Raw genomic sequence first — 18,185 nt, 5'->3', positions numbered from 1 at the left:
CAGAGGTTTCCTTGTCCTGCCACAACCCGACAGGCTTCTTGCCTGAGAAATAGCGGTTGGGGTGGCGAGTGAAAATATATGAATCGCCTGGTGCGATCACCACGTTGGCTTATCGGATTGCGCCATCCACCGTACAAAATCATCAAGCATTAATGGGCGGCTGATCCAGTATCCCTGGAAGAAATGAACCCCGCGATCGCGCAGCCATCGGGCTTGCTCAGGCGTTTCTACCCCTTCAGCAACCGTCAGCATATTAAGACGCTTAGACAGTGTCAACACCGCATCCAGTACCGGAGACGTTAGCGTTTCTGTCCCAATGGCGTTGATAAATCCTCGGTCGATTTTCAGATAGTCAACGGTAAAGCGTTCCAGATAAATGAGTGCGCTATGGCCGGTACCGAAATCATCAATGGCAATTTCGAATCCGGCAGCGTGTAGCCATTCAAATAACTTTGAGGCTTCATGCTGATTGAGCATATCGCGTTCGGTGATTTCGAGTACAACCTGGAAATGGTGTGGCGGCAGGGAAGCGTTCAGGTGTTGAATATCGTCTTTAAAGCTTTCACCATGCAGGTGCGTTGGGGCGATGTTGAGCCCGAGCTTTGCGCCTTGCGGTAACACTTTTTTTAATGCGGGGGCATCACGGGCCACCAGTTTGAACAGATGCTGCGTCAGCGGCACGATCATTTGCTGTGATTCAGCGTAGTGAATAAACGCATCTGGCGGGATCTCACCTGTTGTCGGGTGGCGCCAGCGTAACAATACTTCTACCCCTTTTACTTCCAGCGTCTGCATTTCAACGACTGGTTGGTAGACCACATAAAACTGATCGTGCTTGATAGCGTTGAGAATATCCTTTCCCGGGCGTAAACGAACGGCGTAGTTGTAGTACCACAAAAGCAACCCGGTCATGATCCCGGCCATACATCCCAACATGACGGCATACCAGACGTCAGTGTACGTCCACTCTTGCGCGTATAGCCGGATCTTCATCGGGATCCCTTTCAGCGTCGTCTGGCGCCAGGTGGTATCCGGAAGCGCGGAAACGTCCATCAGTTGGGATGAAAATGTCGTGATAGCGGTATCACCAACAATAATTGCAATACCGTCAAAATCATCTTCTCGGGCGGTATAGAGAAGGTAAGGCGCCAGATTGATATTCAGTGAGGAAAACACGCCGCTATTCTTAAATGAAGGATTCCGCTGCCAAATCATGATCGCCGGATTGTCCGGCATCATCGGGGTACCGGACAGTAATTCCACATCGACATCTTGCTTGAGATCCAGCTTCGGAACCAGCGACAGAATAGGCGAGTCCATCGCGCCAGTTGCGGATGAGCAGAAAGCAATACCATCTTTTACCAATAAAAAAGCGCGTACATTGAGGTTAAACGCTGCGCTGGCAGTTAGCCTGGCGGCAACTTGTTGGCAATTGTATGAGACCAGCGGCTGCAGGGCATCTGTTGTGCTTTTGAGGTCTGAGAGGTAACTGCTGATGTAATAGTCTATATCGGAAAGAAGCGTTTCGTACTTTACATCTCGTTTGTGCCAGGTGGCAAAAAACTGCAGGGTGCTGACAAGTACCGCGACGACTACCCCCGTAAAAATACAGGTAAAAAGGACATTTCGACTGGAAGATGAAGGACGTCTGAACATAGTTCCTTATGTTTACCTGGGGTATCTGCTTATTATTAAACGGCTTGATCTGTAAAACTATAACCTGGATTGATTCGTATAGTGAGATTTTTCTTAAACATAGTGCAACGCAAAAAGCACTGCCGAAGCAGTGCTTTTGATAAGTCTCATCAGGATAGCCAAGGGATAGCTGCCAAACGAAATTAACTGCGGCTCAGGACCCGGCGAGCTTCGTTGTAACGTTTTTTCCAGTAAGGCTCGTTCATGCTGGAAATGATAACGCCACTGCTGGTCGAGGCATGTACAAACTGGTTATTGCCGATATAGATACCGACGTGACGGCCGGTGGAACCCGCACGGAACAGAACCAGATCGCCTGTGCGCAGATTAGTGCGCGAAACGGATTTGCCCGTTTCCTGTTGCTCGTAGGTTGAGCGCGGAAGCTCTAAACCAAATTGCTCACGAAACGTACGCTGTACGAAGCTTGAACAATCAATACCTTTTTTGGTGCTGCCGCCAAGGCGGTAACGCACGCCTTTCCAGTCAGCATATTGGTCCATAATACGTGATTTAACATCGATATTACGTACCATATTTTCAAATTCATCCTGAGAGGCTTGCAGTGAAGAGTTATCTCCATTGCCCACAGCATGCGTCTCAGAATGCATATTCCTGGCGGTGTTCGTTGTGCTACATGCAGAAAGCAGAACCGCAACTGCTATCGCGGGTATGCCCCGCAAGATATATCTCAAAATCGGTTGAGATTTGACCATTTTGTTTGTTTTCCCTTGAAGTCCTTAACGATAAATATCGTTATAAAAAATGCCAAACGTGACGAGACTAATTACCAACGCATGATGAGACAATTCTTTAAGGTCAAATCTGTGGCAGAACGCACAAATTTATTCTTATAGTGAATAATTATCCCGCGAGGCAAAACGAGTCTGAGGTTACCCGATCGCTCCGGTCATTGCGAGTGATTTTATGTGATTTCTTATAAGAAAAAGTGATACAGAAAGTGAATAGACTGCATTGGCTAAATTAAGAACAAATAGAGTGAAAAACACGCAATTCATTCATTTTAAACAGGAATAATATGACAGGAGAATGACAGTCAGAAGGATAATTTCCTGGCAGATATCATCAGGAAATCAGAAGCATTCCTGATGATGTTAATTACTTTGCGTTATTTGTTTAAAAATTGTTTGTTTTTGCCGGGAAGATAATGAATAAACAGCGTAACCAGACGGTCGCTTAATGGCGTCATTAACCACCAGGGCAAGCCAATCAATACGACGGTCATAGAACCTACCACGATATCTGTAAGCCAATGTGCGCCGATCATTACGCGTGGAAAGGCAAAAACCACAGTGATAATAAGGCCGATTATTCCTGCGACTTTTCCGAAATAACGTAGCATAAATGCGGAAAAAATAAGCAGCATCATACCGTGATCGCCAGGAAAACTGTCTCTGGACGCATCTTTTGTTGAAATATGCAGCAGCTCGCTGACGCGATTAATATTATCGAACGTGAGGGTGGGGCTGGCGCGCTTAACCGGAATAAGCGCCTGGCCCAGTTGGTTTAATATCACCGCTGTTAGCAGCATCACCAGCCCAATTGCCACAATACGACGACGACCTTCCTGCGTTTCTTTTAACCAAAAACTCAGCATTAATGTGCCCATCGCCAATAATGAGCAGCCGTCAAATGCCCGGTTATTGGTGACCGCGACAATCCACAGGAAGAGCGGGCTCTCAACCAGCTTATGATTGAAGAAGTGGAAGATGCCCGAATCGAGAGAAAACCAGAGCCCATGCCCATGTGGAAGGTACCAGGACAAAAACAGCGCCAGACCAGCAATATTAAGCAGGAGTATTAGTGGGTATCGGGTTTTCATCGTCGTTTACCATTGCCATAAAACGGAGGCAACCTTACGCGCCAGCGTCTAAACGAAGCCTCAACAATGCACTCTGTAATGCATTCCAGTCGGTCTCGGTATCGGAGATGAGTTCAATGCGGCTATCTGGAGGGGCGACGTTTTGGGTCTCAATATGCCAGTCCTCACCCTGACGATTGATACGCACCAGCCCCTCTTTAATACGCATCACTCCCTTCACGCGGCCGACAGGGGCGAGACGTGACCATTCCAGCAGGCCGATGGTATCGAACACCGTGTCAGCGTCAAAAATCCAGCCGCAGGCCTGATGCCCCTGACCGCTGTTCAGACTGCGGCGCCAGCGTTGCTGGGCAGGCAGGCTTAGTGCTGCCAGCCCTTTTTTATCAGCATGCTGGTGAGTATGTGCCGCACTGGAGGGAAGTTCTGTCAGATTCAGTCGGGGCAAATCCAGTAATTGTCCGTCGATCTGTCCATGATCGGCATAAACTAACTGGCGGTTACCGCCGTAGTGCTGCCACCAGGTTTGCAGAGCAGTTTCGCTTTCTGTCGTGGCACGATCGGATTTATTGGCAACGATGATATCGGCAGAGGCCAACTGATCGCGGAAATTCTCATTCGCGACGCTTTTTTCATCCAGCAACAGGCGCGGATCAAGGATACAGAGAGTTGCGCGCAAGTCGATCCACGGTTCGTAAACCGGCGCGGTGAGTAAATCCAGAATCTGTTTGGGATGCCCGAGGCCGGTGGGCTCAATCAGCAGCCGATCCGGTTTTCCCTGACGTAACAGCGTATTGAGGCCAACCTGCATGGGCAAACCATTAACGCAGCACATACAGCCGCCGGGGATCTCTTTGAGCATTGCGCCGCTGTCGGCGAGCAGTGCGCCGTCGATACCCACTTCGCCAAACTCATTGACCAAAACGGCCCACTTCTCTGCGGGATCTTTGTTGGCCAATAGACGAAGAATAGATGTGGTTTTGCCACTGCCGAGAAAACCCGTGATGAGATTGGTTTTAGTCACGCTTACTCCAGATTCATAAATTACCGTAATGGCTTTTAACAATCCTGGCGAAAAACGGGGGAAAAGAGAAGCGCAGAGAGGACGAAGACGAACTTCGTCCTGTTTAATGGCAGAAATCGTTAACTTTTTAACGTCTCGATGACCGCCTGATGTGCACCGTATTGGGCGATACGTTGCCAGGCTCGTTCCACGGTATCGATGAATTGTGGGTTCTGCGCGAGGTCAGTGGCAAAGATTTCGTGCAGTGAAAGCAACGCGCTGACGCGTTCTGATTCCGTACTCTGTTCGACGATAGTGCGGATTTTGTCACTCATCGGGTCACGAATATCGATAATTTCACCTGAATCATCAATCCCGCTTACGTAGCGCATCCAGCCCGCAATGCCGAGTGCCAGCAGCGGCCACTCGCTTTGACGTGCTAAATGAACGCGGATCCCGTCCAGCATACGTTGCGGTAATTTTTGGCTGCCATCCATCGCGATTTGCCAGGTTTTATGTTTCAGCGCCGGATTGGCAAAGCGTTCCAGCAGGCTGTCGGCATACTGGTCCAAATCTACATCGGTAATTTGCAGCGTGGGGGCCTGTTCGCTGAGCATCAGCCGGTAAGCGGCTTCACGAAATGCGCTGTCCTGCATACAGTCGCTGATATGCTGGAATCCCGCCAGATAGCCGAGATAAGCGAGAAACGAATGACTGCCGTTCAGCATCCGCAGTTTCATTTGTTCCCACGGCAAGACGTTTTCGACCATCTGGACACCTGCCGTTTCCCATTGCGGACGGCCGCTGACAAAATGGTCTTCAATAACCCACTGAATAAACGGCTCGCAGCTGATTGCGCAAGGGTCTGCCACGCCTAATTCGCGGGCGATTTCATCCAGTGATTCTTCCGTCGCTGCCGGGACAATCCGGTCTACCATGGTTCCCGGGAAACTGACGTGCTCCCGAATCCAGTTAGCCAGTTCAGGTGAGCGTTTCTCCGCCATTCCCAGTACGGCGTTTTTTACCACATGACCGTTGTCCGGGATGTTATCGCAGGAGAGGACGGTAAACGGTTGCAGCCCACGTTGACGTCGGCGGTGCAGTGCCTCAACAATAATTCCGGGCGCGGAGTGCGGTTCAGCCGGTGTCTGCAGATCGTGAATAATACGCGGGTTAGCGATATCGAGTGACCCCGTGGCAGGATCAATACAGTAGCCTTTTTCCGTAATGGTTAACGAAACAATAGCGACCTGAGGCTCGCAAAATTTTTCGATAATAGCCGCCAGTGAATCCAGCTTTGCATTCAGGCACTCGTTGACGGCCCCGACGATAATCGGCTGGTTGCCGGCCGCACCTTTTTCCAGCACGGTAAATAAATGATCCTGCTCGCGTAGCTGGCTCATCAGCCGGTCGCCGCTGAACAGGCTGATCTCACAAATCCCCCAGTCTCCACCCTGCGCATTCAGCACCCGGTCGGTCAATAACGCCTGATGGGCGCGATGAAATGCACCGAAACCAAAATGTACGATCCGCGTTTTTAGCTGTTGGCGATCGTACTGAGGCATCACGACATTTTCCGCAAGAGACGCTGAGGCAATAGTCTTCATTAAATACACCTGATTAACCATTAATTAACAATGGCAGTATAAAGTTATATGACAACAAATTGAATTGGTGTGCCTCATTTATCCGGGTAATGTGAGCTGGATCAATCAATGATGGGCGGTGTGTTGATCGTATACCGGATGCCTGTATGGTAGTCGTCATAAAAGTCGTTTAATTTGGTATAACAACTTGTGAGGTGAAGTAATGGAACAAACCTGGCGTTGGTACGGACCAAACGATCCAGTATCGCTTGACGATGTGCGTCAGGCTGGCGCAACGGGTGTTGTGACCGCCTTGCACCACATTCCCAACGGTGAAGTGTGGCCCGTAGAAGAAATTCAAAAGCGCCAGGCGACCCTGGCCGAAAAAGGGCTGACCTGGTCGGTGGTGGAAAGTATCCCTGTTCACGAAGATATCAAAACGCGTTCAGGTCAATATCAAACGTGGATTGCCAACTATCAGCAAAGTATTCGTAACCTAGCGACCTGCGGCATCGATACCGTGTGCTACAACTTCATGCCGATCCTGGACTGGACGCGTACTGACCTTGAATATCAGCTACCGGACGGGTCCAAAGCGCTGCGTTTTGACCAGATTGCCTTTGCGGCTTTCGAGCTGCACATTCTGCAACGCCCGGGAGCTGAAGCGGATTATACCGACGAAGAACAACGCCAGGCGCTGGACTACTTCAATGCCATGAGCGATGCCGACATTGAAAAGCTGACCCGCAACATTATTGCTGGCCTGCCTGGTGCCGAAGAAGGTTATACGCTGGATCAATTCCGCGCGCGCCTGGCGGAATATGATGGGATCAGCAAAGATGATTTGCGCAATAACATGGCTGTCTTCCTGCGGGCGATTGTGCCTGTTGCTGAGGAAGTTGGTGTACGTCTGGCAGTGCATCCTGACGATCCGCCAAGGCCAATCCTCGGTTTGCCACGTATCGTGTCGACCATTGAAGATATGCAATGGCTGAAAGAAACGGTAGACAGTATCAATAACGGTTTCACCATGTGTACCGGTTCGTACGGCGTGCGCGCCGATAACGATCTGGTAAAAATGATTGAGACCTTTGGCGATCGTATTCACTTCACACACTTGCGTTCAACCTGCCGTGAAGAAAACCCGAAAACCTTCCACGAAGGCGCACACTTGCAGGGCGATGTGGATATGGTATCGGTGGTGGCAGCTATTTTGAGCGAAGAGCAACGCCGTAAGAAAGCAGGTGATTTGCGTCCGATCCCAATGCGCCCGGATCATGGGCATCAGATGCTTGACGATCTGCATAAGAAAACGAATCCGGGCTATTCCGCGATTGGTCGCCTGAAAGGACTGGCAGAAGTTCGCGGCGTGGAGCTGGCGCTGAAAAAAACGCAGTTCCGCGATCTGCTGTAATTCGCCCAACACCAGGCGATAAATTGCCGGATGGCGCTTGTCCCGCCCCCGGCAATACTCAGGTGCGTTGTTATTGCTGTAATAACGCACATCTCTCCTGCTCCAGTACGTTTAATACCTTTCTGAGGTGCGGCACCTGCAGTCCGCCAAAACCAAAGAACATCACAGCATCGGAATTTTTTTGCCGCCACGCTGTTTCTGAGCCGTTTTCAATTTCCTGTAATGTATCAAAGCGCACCCCTGCCTGCAGGCAGCGCTGGCGTAGTTTTGCGATGACGTCAGGCGACCAGTCAATGCGTAATGAGAGATGTAACCCTGCCGTGGCACCATCGATCTTTCCTTCAGGGAACAGGGCTGATAAGCCATCACGCAGTAATGCGAGGCGTGCTGCATAGTTGCAGGCTAGCTTACCGAGATGGGTATAAAACACCTGGTTTTGCATTAACTCGGCTAAAAACTGCTGCAATAACCACTGGCTACCATTGTTGTTCAGCGCTTTCATATTTTGAACGGCGGGCAGCAGCTCATTGGGGCAAACGAGGTAACCGAGACGTGCCCCCGGTCCCAGCGTTTTTGAGAAAGTCCCCATGTAGATAACCCGGTTGTGGTAATCCATGGCTTTCAGTGCCGGAAGGGGATTCTCGCCATACGTAAATACGGCATCGTAATCGTCTTCAATAATCCAGGCGCCCACTCGCTGTGCCCACGTGAGTAATGACTTACGTCGTTCAAGTGACAGAACACTGCCCATTGGATACTGGTGAGCAGGTGTCACATAACAAAGCTGGGTTTCAACCTCGGGTAAATTATCGGTGCACAGCCCGTGATTATCCACGGCAATAGACGTAATATCGGCACCATAATAATTAAACAGATGCCATGCGCCAGAATAACAAGGTGATTCGGCGACCACGTGACACTTTTTATTCTGGCTTAGTGCATGATGAATAATGAATATTTGACTGAGCAGTGACAACCCTTCCTGAATTCCATCAGTAATGATGATGTTTTGTGCACTGGTATTAATACCACGGGATAAATTAAGGTATCTGACAATTTGCTCACGCAATGAAAATAATCCATTTGGTGAATGATATCGAGTCAGTAGCTGCTCTTTAAGTACGCTGGGGGCATTATTCCATTTACGCCAGCTTGACCAGGGAAACGCATTGGGGTCAGGGACGCCCATCCGGCAATAGCACTCACGCCCCATTTCAGCGTAAACATCGGTAGAAACACCGGCAGGCTTAGGCTTTATCGGTGGTGAGCCTTCCGCAGATGGCACGTGTGTTGGGGGACTACGCATAGGTGCCGTAAATGTGACTTCATAGCCGATACCCTGCCTGCTCTTAATAAAACCGGCCGCCATCAGTTTTTCATACGCCATCACTACCGTGATTTTGGCCACGTTTAGCGTCTGTGCCTGTTCGCGGATAGAGGGCAGTTTATCCCCACAAAGCAAATCGCCTTGCTGAATTGCCTGAAAGTAGAATTGAAAGATCTGTAATTGTAGCGGGGTGCGACTTTCCCTATTGAGAAACAGTGCCAGCATGAGGAAATTCCTTGTTTAAACAATAGCGGCATATTACACGTTTCAGAATATTGCTATTTTGACACGCCTCATAGAGTTAAGGCTGTTCCTATAATCTGAAATCGCTGTCTCTATTTTTGCTTTTTAATATCCCTTAGCGTGACGCTATTAAAAAAATGGAGGCAGGTATGTCGTGGATAAAAAAGAACGCGCTTTGGTGTGCGTTAGGTGGCGCTGTCGTAATGGCCATTGTTATTTGGGGAACATGGCAAGGAGTCCATTACACCAGCACTACGGAGTTTTGTTTATCGTGCCACTCGATGCGCACACCTGGAGAGGAGTATAAAACCAGCGTGCATTTTCGTAATGCCTCTGGCGTGCGAGCGGAGTGTAAGGATTGCCACATTCCCCCGGGAGTCGTCCCGACGTTGATGCGTAAAACCGAAGCCCTAAACGATCTCTATCACACCTTTATCTCACCCTCTATCGATACCCCGGAAAAATTCAATGCTAAACGGGCTGAGCTCGCCCAGCGAGAGTGGGCGCGGATGAGCGCCAACAACTCGGCAGCCTGTAAATCGTGTCACAGCTATGAAGCAATGGATCATGGAAAACAATCCGCCAATGCCGCGGCGCAGATGACGGCGGCAGCGGCGAAGGACAGCAACTGCATTGATTGCCACAAAGGGATCGCGCACCACAAACCGGACATGAGCAGTGGTTTTCGCGATCGCTACAAGCAGCTACAACAGCAGGGAGAAAAACTGTCAACTGCGACGACGCTGTTTTCGTTAAGCGAAAAAACACTGACAGCCACGGCAGGGGCACCAGCAGGGAAAGCGCTGTTATTTCCGGCGACCCAGGTCAAGGTGCTGCAAAAAGAGGGAAGCAACGTCCAGTTGGAAGTGACGGGCTGGCGTGAAAGCAAGGGGCGTGGGCGGGTGATCACCCAGTATATGGGTAAACGCGTATTCTCCGCGGTTCTGGATGCTTCACTGATGGAAAACGTGAAAGTCCTGCAAACCCAGACTGACCCAGGTTCGCATCAGGAATGGCAGCAGGTGAGCGTGACCGCATGGACCTCCGCGCAGGGACTCATCGATAGCATTACTCCGGTATGGGAGTACTCAGATCAGATGCTGCAATCGACGTGTAGCGCCTGTCACAGCACGCCGCCGGCTACCCGATACACCGCCAATGGCTGGATTGCCGGACTGAAAGCGATGTCGACGTATTATCGACTCAATCCGGTGGAAGAACGTACGTTGTTGAAATACCTCCAGACACATGCCAGCGATGTGTCTGAACCCAACAAATAATAAGGATAAGATATGGATATTCATGACTTTAATCCGTCCCGCCGTCGTTTTCTGACCGGAATGCTGGCGGTTGGCGCAGCCAGTGCGCTGGCGCCTAATCCGCTGATATCAAAAGTATGGGCGGCGGGGGAAAACCCCGAACAATGGATCCAGTCCGGCTCACATTATGGTGCTTTTGAAGCCAAAGTGGTTAACGGCGAGTGGACGGAAACGCGTCCGTTCAAACATGACAAACACCCGTGCGATATGCTCAATGCGGTACGTGAAATCGTCTACAACCCTTCACGGGTTCGCTATCCGATGGTTCGACTGGACTGGTTACGCAAGCGTGAGAAGTCGGATCGTAGCCAGCGGGGAGATAATCGTTTTGTGCGGGTTAGCTGGGATCAGGCGCTGGACCTGTTTTATGAAGAGCTTGAGCGGGTGCAAAAAACCTACGGTTCATCCGGCGTCTTTACCGGGCTGGCAGATTGGCAAATGGTGGGCAAATACCACAAGGCTGGCGGTGCAATGGACAGAGGGCTCGGCCTGCATGGTAGCTATGTGACGACCGTAGGCGACTATTCAGCGGCTGCAGCCCAGGTGATTTTGCCGCATGTTATTGGTTCGCTTGAAGTCTATGAACAGCAAACCTCGCTGCCGCTGGTTATCGAGAACAGCAATACCATCGTACTGTGGGGCTGTGATCCCATTAAGAACTTGCAGATTGAATTTTTGGTTCCCGATCACGATGCGTTTGGCTACTGGCAGCAGATCAAAGAGGCCGTCGCCCAGGGCAAAATGCGCGTCATCAGCGTTGATCCGGTGCGCAGCAAATCGCAAAATTTTCTGGGGTGTGAACAGCTGGCGTTACGACCACAGACCGATGTTGCGTTACTGCTGGCGCTCGCACATACCCTGTATGAAGAAAAACTGTACGACACGGCATTCATTAACGACTACACCGTCGGCTTCGAGCAGTTTTTACCCTACCTGATGGGAGAAACAGACAAACAACCGAAAAGCGCCGAGTGGGCTGCTGAAATCTGTGGGCTGACGGCGGATCAGATCCGTGACTTTGCCCGGCTGCTGGTGAAAGGTCGGACGCAGTTTATGGGCGGCTGGTGCGTACAGCGTATGCACCACGGCGAACAGTATCCCTGGATGCTGGTGGTGCTGGCCAGTATGGTTGGTCAAATTGGCTTACCGGGCGGCGGTGTGGGGTTCGGCTGGCACTACAACGGCGGAGGGACGGTGACGTCAGCCGGGCCGGTACTTTCTGGTCTGGGGAGCATTAACAATCCGCCAGAGGCGAAGTATAAACCAGATTTTCGCGGCGTATCCGAGCATATTCCTACCTCACGTATTGTTGATTGCCTGCTGGAGCCGGGCAAAAAGATTGCGTTTAACGGTGAGACGTTAATCTACCCTGACATCAAAATGGCGATCTTCAGCGCGGCTAACCCGTTCCACGCCCAGCAGGATCGCAACCGGATGATCGAGGCGTGGAAGAAACTGGAGACCGTGGTGGTGTTAGATCACCAATGGACCGCATCCTGTCGTTTTGCCGATATCGTCCTGCCTGTTACCACACGCTTTGAACGTAACGATATTGAGCAGTTTGGCACCCATTCGAATAAGGGACTGATGGCGCTGCATCAGGTCGTCAAACCGCAATATGAAGCGCGGCATGATTTCGACGTGTTTGCCGGACTCTGTAAACGTTTTGACAAGGAGTCGGTATACCGGGAAAACCGCGATGAAATGCAGTGGGTACAAGCGCTTTATGACGAAGGGGTCAAAATGGGGGCCTCGCTCGGTGTTACGTTGCCAGACTTTGACACGTTCTGGAAAGGTGAAGGGTATGTTGAATATCCCGCGGGACAACCGTGGGTGCGTCATGGCGAATTTCGCGATCAGCCCGATCTTAATCCCCTGGGCACACCATCAGGTCTGATTGAAATTTACAGCAAAACGATTGCCGGTTTTCAGTATGACGATTGCCCTGGGCATCCGGTGTGGATGGAGCCGTTTGAACGTAGCCATCAGGGTAGGAAAGATAAATATCCACTGCACCTGCAATCCTGTCACCCGGATAAACGCCTGCACTCCCAGTTGTGCTCAAGTGATGCGTTTCGCAGCACGTATGCGGTAGCGGGAAGAGAACCGCTTTACATCAGCGAGCAAGATGCTGCCGCGCGGGGGTTAAAAGCCGGGGATATTGCGCGGGTCTTTAACGCGCGCGGTCAGGTGCTGGCGGGGGTGGTGATTAGCCCTGATTTTACCCCTGGCGTGATCCGCATTCATGAAGGGGCATGGTATTCCCCACAGGAAGGTGGGAAAGCCGGGACGCTGTGTACCTATGGCGATCCTAATGTCCTGAGCGCGGATATTGGTACGTCTCAACTGGCGCAAGGGCCTTCAGCGCATACCGTGCTGGTGGATGTCGAGCGCTATCAGCAACATGTTCCACCGGTCACGGGATTTGGTGGGCCGGAGATAGTAAAAGAGGAGGGGGACAATGCAGCATAGCCTTATTTTCCAGCAACGTGCCGCGGTCTATCAGTGGTTTTCACAATTGCTGTTTCGTGAGCTGGACCAGAAACAACTCGCTCGTCTTGAAAGCGAGGATACCCGACAGTGGCTTGCGTCGCTGGCGGGTATCCCTGGGCTTTCGCTGGATGTCAAAAAACTGGAGCGTAGCCTGACGCAGGCTCTGCGTCGTGAAAGCCGACAACTGGAGCTGGCCGCAGATTTTGCAACGTTATTTCTGCTGGCGCCGCCTGGCGGTGTTTCCCCGTATGCGGGACATTATCCGCACACAACAGCGGCCGAAGAACGTCGACAAATGAATGTACTGTTGGTTGAACACGGGCTGGCTGCGCAGGAAAATGAGCCCTCCGATCATATCGCTATACAGCTGGCTTTGATGGCGAGGATGGCAGCCAAAGAGGAAACGCTATCTGCACAATATTACTTTTTGCATCATCACATTATGTGTTGGGCACCCTTGTTCCGTGATAGCTGCCTGCAGCGTGATGAGAAGGGATTTTATGCGCGGGCGGTTAGCGTCATTGTGGGTTTTATACGGGAAGATGAGCAGTATCTCGAATCATTGTTGATGGATGATTTTTACCTCAGCAGTCAGCGCTGAAAATGACAAAGGGACAGCCTGCGCTGTCCCTTATACGTCAATGTGCGGCAGAAAATTAGTCTGCACGGCCCATATAGCGGCGTTCTTCGATATGAATACGGATTTTCTCACCCGCACTCAGATACTCAGGAACCTGGATCACCAGACCGGTGCTCAGGGTTGCTGGTTTGTTACGCGCACTCGCCGAAGCACCTTTAATACCCGGTGAGGTTTCAACGATTTCCAGGTCTACGGTCTGTGGCAGTTCAAGCGCCAGCAGCTGGCCGTCCCAGGTCAGTACCTGCATGTCTGGCATTCCGCCTTCCGGGATGAACAGCAGCTCTTCTTCAATCTGGTCTTTGGTGAAGGTATACGGGGTATAGTCTTCTTTATCCATAAAGACATATTCATTGCCATCAACGTAGGAGAAATCAACCCCGCGGCGGCTTAGGGTGACGGTATCCACGATATCGTCACCTTTGAAGCGCTCTTCAACTTTCAGACCGGTACGGACATCAGAAAAACGCATTTTGTACAGCGTAGCTGCACCACGTGCGGACGGTGATTGAATATCGATATCTTTTACAATCAGCAGCTTGCCGTTGTAGTTCAGTACCATACCTTTTTTAATTTCGTTCGCTCTTGGCATCGAAAAAATCCTGTAGTGAGGAGTGTCTAAAATATCGCGTAAAACTACTCGCGCCGGGGCATTCAGGCAAGCGGAATTCATGCTTTTGCTGGTGCCAAAAAGGTGGTACTGTGCGCTTCCCGCACAATCCGATGGTTTACGATAAAGAGAGTACTGTATGGAATGCCGTCCGGATTGTGGTGCATGCTGCACCGCGCCTTCAATCTCCAGTCCCATCCCTGGCATGCCTGATGGCAAACCTGCTAATACGCCATGCGTTCAGCTGGATGAATCCCTGCGTTGCAAAATTTTTGCGTCTCCGTTGCGACCAAAAGTGTGCGGCGGTTTACAGCCCAGTGCGGAAATGTGCGGACAGACGACGCACCAGGCCATGATTTATCTCATCGAGCTTGAAGCGCTGACCGCGCCTTAAACGTCCTTGATGCGCGCCAGGCACACAACCGTCGCGACGATCATCACCAGCGCAAACCAGAACACCGCGTGATAGTTCCAGATTTCAGCGGCAATCCCCGCCAGTGAGCCGGCAATAATCCAGCCGACGCGGATGGTATTGGTGTACAACGTTGTGGCTGATCCCGCCTGCCCCGGCATTAAATCCTGAAAATAAAGCATGCCAATCCCGCCGAGGATGCCGATGTAAATCGCGTTCAGCAACTGTAAGCCGAGCAAAACAGCCGGTGAATGTGCCAACAGCATGCCGGCATAAAAAAAGAACCCGGCGATGACGGCGATTCTCATCAACAGACGTTTGCCCAGACGTTTGGCAAAATATCCCGCAATCAGCATGGTTGGGATTTCCAGTCCTGCTGCGGTGCCCATCATGATACCGGCGAGTTTTTCAGGCAGATGCAGTTCGTTGATGATAAACAGCGGCATATTAATGATATAGAGGCTGTTGGTGCCCCACATTAATGTGCAGACAGCAAAAAGCAGCAGCGTATCACGACGATTACGGCGTGGAGCTTCAACCGCCCCTGTTGCGAGAGGTACGCTTTTGTTCATTGACGGTAAGAAAAACCAGACCATCACGCCGCAGACAATAAATGCCACCGCGGCGCTGAGATACATCACCGTAAAGCTGAACCCCATGGCCAGCGCGTAGGCCAATGGTGGGCCGATCACCCAGGCCAGTGAAACCTGAGCACGTAAAATCGAGCTGAACATAACGGCTTCCCGGCCCGTGCGATCGGCATGTTCACGAGCAAGCGCAAACATTTGCGGGTTAGCGGTGGAGCCAAAGCTACTGAGAAATACGCCGACAAACAGCAAAATAAAATAGTTACGGTTCCAGGCAAACAACACGCAGGCCAGCATACCCAGCACACAGCAAAAAACGATCAGGTTTTTACGATCGCCTTTTTTGTCAGAGCGTCCGGCCAGAAACTGGCTTACCAAAATGCCGATGACGGCGCTACCGGTAAAAAAGAAACCCACCATTCCCGGACGTGCATGGACCTCATCGGTCAGAAAAAGGCTGAGCGTGGGCGTCTGTAATGCCCCGGCGATGCCCGTGAGAAAAGCGACAAGCAGGAACGCCGAAGACGTTAAATCAAACGCCTTGGGTGTGGCGGCTACGGGGGTGTTATGCATGTTTAGCTATCAGTGGAGTGAAGAGAGGCGGAGTTTACGCTGCTCGCCAGAAAATAAACAGGGCACTAAATCAAAATCGGTATGGAAAATCAAAATGTCATTTCAGTCTGAGAAGTCCACATGCTGACGATGCTGAAGTTGAATAGCTGAACACGTTTTTGCGTCAGCTTGTTTCAAAGAAACGAAGAGAAAATGTGCGGTACATCTAAATTCAGTAAGTTAATTGTTAACTTTACTTGCGTGCTGAAGCAGAAAGATCCAGACTCCTTGAAACGTTTCAGCGTCATCTTACCTTAACTGATGGAGTCGGGTGACGCCTTTTTTCTCATGTTAGCTGAATCGTTTCAATTCAGCAGGAGAGGAGAATCATGTTCCAGTTATCTGTTCAGGATATTCACCCGGGCGAACAGGCCGGGAACAAAGAAGAGGCTATTCGACAGGTTGCCGCAGCCCTTGTGCAAGCGGGCAACGTTGCGGACGGCTATGTCAATGGCATGCTGGCGCGCGAACAACAAACATCGACGTTTCTCGGCAATGGTATTGCCATTCCTCACGGTACGACAGACACACGCGATCAGGTGCTGAAAACCGGGGTGCAGGTGTTTCAGTTTCCGCAGGGTGTGACGTGGGGCGAAGGTCAGATTGCGTATGTGGCTATCGGCATTGCGGCCAGCTCAGATGAGCACCTTGGGTTGTTGCGTCAGCTGACTCATGTATTGAGTGATGACTCGGTTGCGGAACAGCTGAAATCAGCCACCACGGCAGAAGAATTACGCGCATTGCTGATGGGCGAAAAGCAGAGCGAGCAACTGAAGCTTGATAACGAAACGCTGTCGTTGGACGTCGTCGCCAATTCGCTGGTGACGCTGCAGGCGCTGAACGCCGCGCGTCTGAAAGAAGCCGGTGCAGTAGATGCCACCTTTGTGGCCAGAGCGATTAACGAGCAACCAATGAATCTTGGTCAGGGCATCTGGCTGAATGACTGTGCTGAAGGCAATGTGCGCAGCGCCGTCGCGGTCAGTCGTGCGGCAACCGCATTTGAGGTGCAGGGCGAAGCCGCTGCGCTGCTGGTGACTGTCGCGATGAATGATGACCAGCCCGTTGCGGTGTTGAAGCGTCTGGGCGATCTGTTGCTGAGCAATAAAGCTGACCGTTTGCTGAAGGCGGATGCTGCAACGGTGTTAGCTATGCTGACCAGCGATGATGCATTAACTGATGATGTACTGAGTGCCGAGTTTGTAGTGCGTAATGAGCATGGTTTACACGCCCGTCCGGGCACCATGCTGGTGAATACGATTAAACAATTTAATAGTGAAATAACCGTGACAAATCTTGATGGAACCGGAAAACCGGCAAATGGACGCAGTTTGATGAAAGTTGTGGCATTGGGCGTGAAAAAAGGACACCACCTGCGCTTCACCGCACAGGGTGAAGATGCTGAACAGGCGCTAAAAGCCATTGGCGATGCCATCGCGGCAGGCCTTGGGGAGGGCGCATAATGAGCAGACGTGTTGCAACTATCACCCTGAACCCGGCTTACGATCTGGTCGGTTTTTGCCCGGAAATTGAACGCGGTGAAGTCAATCTGGTGAAAACGACTGGTCTGCATGCGGCGGGAAAAGGGATTAACGTCGCAAAAGTACTTAAGGACCTGGGGATTGACGTGACGGTCGGCGGCTTTCTGGGTAAGGACAACCAGGATGGTTTTCAGCAATTGTTCAGTGAACTGGGCATCGCTAACCGTTTTCAGGTGGTGCAGGGGCGTACCCGAATTAACGTCAAGCTGACTGAAAAAGATGGTGAAGTTTCTGACTTCAATTTCTCCGGCTTTGAAGTCACCCCGGCTGACTGGGAACGCTTTGTGAATGACTCACTAAGCTGGCTGGGGCAATTCGATATGGTGTGCGTCAGCGGCAGCTTGCCGACCGGCGTGAGCCCTGAAGCATTCACTGACTGGATGACGCGCCTGCGCAGCCAGTGTCCATGCATTATCTTTGATAGTAGTCGTGAAGCGCTGGTCGCTGGCCTGAAGGCAGCTCCGTGGCTGGTGAAACCAAACCGTCGTGAGCTGGAAATCTGGGCTGGCCGTAAGCTGCCAGAAATGAAAGATGTTATCGATGCGGCACATGCTCTGCGTGAGCAAGGCATTGCGCACGTGGTGATTTCACTCGGTGCGGAAGGCGCGTTGTGGGTCAACGCTTCGGGTGAATGGATTGCTAAGCCACCGTCAGTTGAGGTGGTCAGCACTGTAGGTGCGGGTGATTCGATGGTTGGCGGTCTGATTTATGGCTTGCTGATGCGTGAATCCAGCGAACATACCCTGCGTCTGGCGACGGCAGTTGCCGCCCTGGCGGTAAGCCAAAGTAATGTGGGTATTACCGATCGTCCTCAGTTGGCCGCAATGATGGCGCGTGTCGACTTAAAACCGTTTAACTGACAGCAGGAGAGG

General features: G+C 51.3%; 15 protein-coding genes. 7 read left to right on the top strand and 8 right to left on the bottom strand.

The annotated features are described in order from the left end of the window. Nucleotides 1-96: 96 nt before the first annotated feature. The 5 genes from JTI85_RS14845 to JTI85_RS14825 form a co-directional block, all read right to left on the bottom strand. The gene (locus JTI85_RS14845; RefSeq protein WP_048211143.1) at nucleotides 97-1,656 is read right to left on the bottom strand and encodes a cyclic di-GMP phosphodiesterase; all 1,560 of its coding nucleotides are present in this window, start codon (nucleotides 1,654-1,656) and stop codon (nucleotides 97-99) included. 182 nt (nucleotides 1,657-1,838) lie between these two features. Beyond that, nucleotides 1,839-2,408, bottom strand: coding sequence for a bifunctional murein DD-endopeptidase/murein LD-carboxypeptidase (gene mepS, locus JTI85_RS14840; protein WP_003027474.1), 570 nt, complete (start codon nucleotides 2,406-2,408; stop codon nucleotides 1,839-1,841). A 413-nt stretch (nucleotides 2,409-2,821) separates the two neighbouring features. Continuing rightward, nucleotides 2,822-3,535 (bottom strand): phosphatase PAP2 family protein, encoded by a 714-nt coding sequence (locus JTI85_RS14835; protein ID WP_048211144.1) that lies wholly within the window; start codon nucleotides 3,533-3,535, stop codon nucleotides 2,822-2,824. Between the two features lie 34 nt (nucleotides 3,536-3,569). Continuing rightward, nucleotides 3,570-4,556 carry a GTP-binding protein gene (locus JTI85_RS14830; RefSeq protein WP_219351678.1) on the bottom strand — a complete coding sequence of 329 codons (987 nt, stop codon included), beginning with the start codon at nucleotides 4,554-4,556 and terminating at the stop codon, nucleotides 3,570-3,572. Nucleotides 4,557-4,675: 119 nt separating this feature from the next. Then, nucleotides 4,676-6,142 carry a mannitol dehydrogenase family protein gene (locus tag JTI85_RS14825; RefSeq protein ID WP_115643156.1) on the bottom strand — a complete coding sequence of 489 codons (1,467 nt, stop codon included), beginning with the start codon at nucleotides 6,140-6,142 and terminating at the stop codon, nucleotides 4,676-4,678. Between the two features lie 202 nt (nucleotides 6,143-6,344). Here JTI85_RS14825 and uxuA point away from each other — a divergent pair, with 202 nt between their 5' ends. Beyond that, nucleotides 6,345-7,535, top strand: coding sequence for a mannonate dehydratase (uxuA, locus tag JTI85_RS14820; RefSeq protein WP_199945860.1), 1,191 nt, complete (start codon nucleotides 6,345-6,347; stop codon nucleotides 7,533-7,535). 70 nt (nucleotides 7,536-7,605) lie between these two features. On the opposite strand, the gene JTI85_RS14815 is transcribed toward uxuA, so the two are convergent. After that, nucleotides 7,606-9,087, bottom strand: a complete 1,482-nt coding sequence (locus tag JTI85_RS14815; protein ID WP_115643158.1) for a PLP-dependent aminotransferase family protein — start codon at nucleotides 9,085-9,087, stop codon at nucleotides 7,606-7,608. A 167-nt stretch (nucleotides 9,088-9,254) separates the two neighbouring features. On the opposite strand from JTI85_RS14815, the gene torC reads away from it, so the two are divergent. The 3 genes from torC to torD are packed head-to-tail and all read left to right on the top strand — an operon-like array spanning nucleotide 9,255 to nucleotide 13,518. After that, the gene (torC, locus tag JTI85_RS14810; protein WP_137379144.1) at nucleotides 9,255-10,385 is read left to right on the top strand and encodes a pentaheme c-type cytochrome TorC; all 1,131 of its coding nucleotides are present in this window, start codon (nucleotides 9,255-9,257) and stop codon (nucleotides 10,383-10,385) included. A 12-nt stretch (nucleotides 10,386-10,397) separates the two neighbouring features. Continuing rightward, nucleotides 10,398-12,896 carry a trimethylamine-N-oxide reductase TorA gene (gene torA, locus JTI85_RS14805; RefSeq protein WP_219351676.1) on the top strand — a complete coding sequence of 833 codons (2,499 nt, stop codon included), beginning with the start codon at nucleotides 10,398-10,400 and terminating at the stop codon, nucleotides 12,894-12,896. Beyond that, nucleotides 12,886-13,518 carry a molecular chaperone TorD gene (gene torD, locus JTI85_RS14800; RefSeq protein WP_048211151.1) on the top strand — a complete coding sequence of 211 codons (633 nt, stop codon included), beginning with the start codon at nucleotides 12,886-12,888 and terminating at the stop codon, nucleotides 13,516-13,518. Before torA ends, torD begins: the two co-directional genes overlap by 11 nt. A 55-nt stretch (nucleotides 13,519-13,573) precedes the next feature. Here torD and yeiP read toward each other — a convergent pair whose 3' ends face one another. After that, entirely contained in the window at nucleotides 13,574-14,146 is a 573-nt protein-coding gene (yeiP, locus tag JTI85_RS14795) for an elongation factor P-like protein YeiP (protein ID WP_005129255.1), read from the bottom strand. 157 nt (nucleotides 14,147-14,303) lie between these two features. On the opposite strand from yeiP, the gene JTI85_RS14790 reads away from it, so the two are divergent. Continuing rightward, the gene (locus JTI85_RS14790; RefSeq protein WP_040230605.1) at nucleotides 14,304-14,558 is read left to right on the top strand and encodes a YkgJ family cysteine cluster protein; all 255 of its coding nucleotides are present in this window, start codon (nucleotides 14,304-14,306) and stop codon (nucleotides 14,556-14,558) included. Here JTI85_RS14790 and setB read toward each other — a convergent pair. Next, the gene (gene setB, locus JTI85_RS14785) at nucleotides 14,555-15,736 is read right to left on the bottom strand and encodes a sugar efflux transporter SetB (RefSeq protein ID WP_137376433.1); all 1,182 of its coding nucleotides are present in this window, start codon (nucleotides 15,734-15,736) and stop codon (nucleotides 14,555-14,557) included. The genes JTI85_RS14790 and setB overlap by 4 nt on opposite strands. 368 nt (nucleotides 15,737-16,104) lie before the next feature. On the opposite strand from setB, the gene fruB reads away from it, so the two are divergent. Together fruB and fruK are read left to right on the top strand one after the other, a co-directional pair. Next, a complete protein-coding gene (gene fruB, locus JTI85_RS14780; RefSeq protein WP_061068171.1) occupies nucleotides 16,105-17,235 on the top strand; it encodes a fused PTS fructose transporter subunit IIA/HPr protein in 1,131 nt (376 codons plus the stop codon). Then, a complete protein-coding gene (gene fruK, locus JTI85_RS14775; protein WP_003027446.1) occupies nucleotides 17,235-18,173 on the top strand; it encodes a 1-phosphofructokinase in 939 nt (312 codons plus the stop codon). Before fruB ends, fruK begins: the two co-directional genes overlap by 1 nt. Nucleotides 18,174-18,185: the final 12 nt, after the last annotated feature.

Source organism: Citrobacter sp. Colony219 (assembly GCF_019382635.1).
In the GTDB taxonomy this organism is placed as follows: Bacteria; Pseudomonadota; Gammaproteobacteria; order Enterobacterales; family Enterobacteriaceae; genus Citrobacter; species Citrobacter youngae.
Note: the sequence above shows the minus strand (reverse complement) of the source record. Positions and strands in the feature narration are given on the sequence as shown.